We start from the raw sequence: 3,760 nt of genomic DNA, 5'->3' as shown, positions 1-3,760 counted from the left end.
GCTTTCATCCCTCCATATAGCTGCTGCCAGCGGTAATAAGTAGGGGCTGAGACCTCCAGAGCTCTGCAGACATCGGCGACGGCTTGGCCTTGGTTAAGCAGTTGTTCCGCGGTGCGCAGCTTGCGGATGATCTGCTCGGGGTTGTGGCGTTTGCGTTTCATGGGGCTTCTCCTGGCCAAATCTGGCCGGTAAGGAAGCTCTCATAAGGGCTGGTTCAGTTTTTGGGGTCCACGTCAGAACCTGTGCCGCTTGGCGTAATAAATCAAGACAATTATTATAGGCATAGCGTAATTCATTGGCCCGGGGCTTTACTTTTATCTCCAGGCTAAGATCATCTAYTAGATAGCGAGTTTTACGACTTATCGTTGGTTGCGATGTATTTAATGCTTTCGCTGCTGCTGTGGTATTRCCGCATAGCTCCAATAGATCAAGCAGCAYGATTGGCTCAAGCAATGCAGGGCATTTATATCCACCGGCAGGTGCCACAACAGCTAAATGCRATCAACACACCAAGCATTCGGCCAATTCATGYAAAGCTCTTGCTTTTACGTGCGAAATACAGTTGATTCAGCTTTAATCCARAAGGTGCCTCAGCTGCGTTGTCATTTATTAATTGGTCAGCCCGCTAGCGGTAAAACCACCCTTGCCCATGCTCTAGCGCCCTTAATCAAGGGACCCACTGGTAAGCCGGCCTTAGTGCTATCAACTGATTTGATTCGCGCTGAGGTTTTTGGCGATGCCGCTGTTCAGGGGCCCTGGCCTGATATCCAGCAGCGCTTGCATCAACGCATTCAGGAAGCAGTTGCAGCTGCTAYTCCGGTAATTGTTGATGCCACCCATGCCCGCCGCCCCTGGCGCCTAGCGATCACCCAGGCCTTGCCCTTACCAGAGCCTGTGGAATGGATTGGWTGGTGGCTATATACCGATCTRYCTACTTCTGTTGAGTGGAATCAAACCCGCAAAAGGCCTGTTCCACTACCTGTTATCCAAGAATTAGCTGCGGCCCTTGCTGATCCCATTTTTGGTCCATCACGGGCAGAGGGTTTTGCTGCAATATGCGCTGTTGTTCCAAACCACCACAARCAGCTAACACCTGTATTRGAAGCTGAGCTAGCWGGCCTGGAGCAACGAATTCGCTCTGCTACTAATCGTGAACGCAAGCTTCAACGCCATGGCTATTCYAATTTATTRGATTTAGAACGGTTACTTTATTTAATTCGCTTACTMAGCACCTGGCCTGATCTTGCAACTAATGATCCAACTAGTGCTGAACAATTAGAAGCCATAATTTCGCCATTGCCTCAAGGYGATCTAGCCRAYCGTGCAGCAGCATTCCTAGCCTCTTTGCATGGTGAGTGTTACGGCGATGCAATTGCCATCAGGGATGATATTGCCTGGCTAGAAGCAAATGGTTTTTGCTCTGCMTTACCTTGTTCCACTCCAATTCAATTAGCAGTTGCAAGCAAAAWAGCTATTTCGCCCCTAAATGGCGGACTGCCGCCAATGGGTGATGGCCCTGTTTTTATTCGGGTGATGACTTTACTGCGTCATCTTTTACAGGTGCCTTTTGATCGGCCGCAACAGCAGGGTTTAAATTTGCACCAGCACCTAATTGCTGCAACTCAAACTATTCCTGGTGCCTACCTGCCCGGTGAAACTGCCACCTTACGCAARGATATAGAAAAAATCCTTACGCCTTATGGTTTCCGTAATCGTAATGACAATGTACGCCATGGTTATTGCCTTGGCACTGCATTACTCTCACCTCCACGTTTAGTTGAGTTGCATAATGTAGTGCGTCAAACCGCSGGACGTTTAGCTGATCCATCGGCTCAAGATTTATTAGTTGAAATTGAAGAAAGGTTAACTTGGGCCGGCATTAATTCAGCTGAATTACCACCTGTTCGTAGCTATGCCCGCCAAACCGTTGTAAATASTGCCCTGGTGCGTCGTGATTCCTTAGCTGCACCACAACGRGCCGATGCAATAGAAGCTGCAATTGTTACCCATCGATTGGTTTTACTAAAGCGCTATCCAGGTGTGGGTASTTTYAGTGATAGTCCATCTGGTGAATTAAGRGTATGGCCGCTGCAATTAATTTTTCATAATGTTGGTTGGTATCTCCTCTATGAAGAAGACTTTGTTGGGCATAACAAAGGACTWATTCGCAGTGAAAGGYTGGATCGGTTGGCTTTGCAAACAAGTTCTGCTGGTATGCGACGCAGCAGTGATGATCATATTTCAGCTGTTGAACGGCTTGAGCGGTTAYTGCATTACAGCGGTGGTATTTATTTTGGAMATGATCTTGATCAACAGATAGCAATTGCTAGTTCTTCCGCCCAGCAACGCAAGGAGGCATTAATAAAGCTACGTTTTTCTTGCGCACCTTGGGCTTTTGCTTTTATTCGAGAAGGTTTGCAGCGTTATCCAATTGAGCACACCCGTTTTTCTAAACCGYTACCWRATGAYAATTGGTGGTATCACCCAAAGGCACCCCATTCCCTTGAACCAATTATTGATTCCAGCCATCCATATCCAGTWGAGTTRGATTTACCAGTTTGGTCTATTGCAGCTGATATTGATTTACGCAGTTGGTTATTTGCTTTTGGTGGTGGTATTCGCATTGAAAGCCCTGATCCTCTWCGGCAGGAGCTTCTGCAACGCAGCCATGAAGCAATTGCAGCAAATCAAGRGCCCACSCCTAATTAACCTGATASYCCCASAACTACTGATCYATCCCCTTAAATTCCTTTAGCAAAGCCCGATTCAGTTTATTATTACAGCCAATCAGCAACTGCGGGTAGATACTGCCATCTTTATAAGGTGCATATGCAGCAGCGCAAACAGCTTTGCTTGCTTCTTGCCATTGCTGATAAATGGCGGTAGGCAATTTGCTATTTAACTGTTTAGTTGATTTCTCTAATTGCAACCCAGCGCAATAGCGCATCTCCACAGTGGTTTCACCAGGGCAGTTGAATTTATTTGGTTGGGCCCTAGCAGCAGTAGATGGCAGCAGCAACAGGCCTAGTAGCAATAGCGTTTTCATAGATCCTTTAGCCACTTGAGCAGCGTACGACTAGTTCTTGGTGGGGTAGTGGGAGCGCAAAGGTAACCAGAGGATTCAATCCTTACCGAGCCATGACCATGGCCGTTGAAATGGGAACGCCATCAGTGGTTGCAGGTGCTGTTTTGGGCGCGTTTTGGGCGCGGCCTAAAAACCAAATCCTTAAAAAGTTAGTTGGGGCAGGGGGATCCGAGGTTATAACTTGGTGCTCCCAAAGCACCCGCGCTACCAAGCTGCGCCACGCCCCGCTCCTCTGTAATAGTACCGGRGTGCAGGCAGTGAAAGGACTCTTGTTGMGCCAATGGGTTTGCTAGCTGTTGGGTGACTGGCTCAGCTTGCCCTTTGTCTTGTCCTGTAGATACGAATCCAGTGGGTTTTCGGCGCGGAACATGCCTGCGGTTATACGCCTAGAAGATTGGGAAAAAACCTTGCGTGGTCAAGTCAAGGGCTTGGCGGCTGGGTGACGTGACCCCCATTGCTGCTCCAGTTCTTATGAGAGCTAGTGGGGTGATCAAGCCGCTTTCCATTGCTGGAGGACTTCCAGGGGCGTACGCCCCTGGAGAGCCGAATGCGGTCTGTAGACGTTGTACTCGATTCGGTGCTGCTCTGCCAACAGCTTTGCTTCCTGCACCGAGGCAAATAGCTCGATGTTGAGAAATTCATCCCTAAACCGGCCATTGAACGACTCCACAAATG

At 48.5% G+C, this 3,760-nt stretch carries 4 protein-coding genes and 1 tRNA gene; 1 reads left to right on the top strand and 4 read right to left on the bottom strand.

Features of this window, described 5'->3' with window-relative positions; genetic code table 11:
* The coding region (locus C7K08_RS16950; protein WP_153062426.1) for a transposase at positions 1-161 on the bottom strand (161 nt) is incomplete at its 3' end.
* Between the two features lie 424 nt (positions 162-585).
* Between C7K08_RS16950 and C7K08_RS13070 the strand changes: the two genes are divergently transcribed.
* Complete coding sequence (locus tag C7K08_RS13070; RefSeq protein WP_161955929.1) at positions 586-2,709, top strand: AAA family ATPase; 2,124 nt, start codon at positions 586-588, stop codon at positions 2,707-2,709.
* A 16-nt stretch (positions 2,710-2,725) separates the two neighbouring features.
* Here C7K08_RS13070 and C7K08_RS13065 read toward each other — a convergent pair whose 3' ends face one another.
* The 3 genes from C7K08_RS13065 to C7K08_RS13055 all read right to left on the bottom strand — a co-directional run.
* Complete coding sequence (locus C7K08_RS13065; RefSeq protein ID WP_106500998.1) at positions 2,726-3,046, bottom strand: lysozyme inhibitor LprI family protein; 321 nt, start codon at positions 3,044-3,046, stop codon at positions 2,726-2,728.
* A gap of 192 nt (positions 3,047-3,238) precedes the next feature.
* Positions 3,239-3,312, bottom strand: a tRNA-Pro gene (locus C7K08_RS13060).
* Between the two features lie 263 nt (positions 3,313-3,575).
* Positions 3,576-3,760: integrase core domain-containing protein (locus C7K08_RS13055; RefSeq protein WP_133165284.1), on the bottom strand; the 185-nt coding region annotated here is incomplete at its 5' end.

Origin of the sequence: Synechococcus lacustris str. Tous, assembly GCF_003011125.1 — a bacterium.
Classification (GTDB): domain Bacteria; phylum Cyanobacteriota; class Cyanobacteriia; order PCC-6307; family Cyanobiaceae; genus Synechococcus_D; species Synechococcus_D lacustris.
Note: the sequence above shows the minus strand (reverse complement) of the source record. Positions and strands in the feature narration are given on the sequence as shown.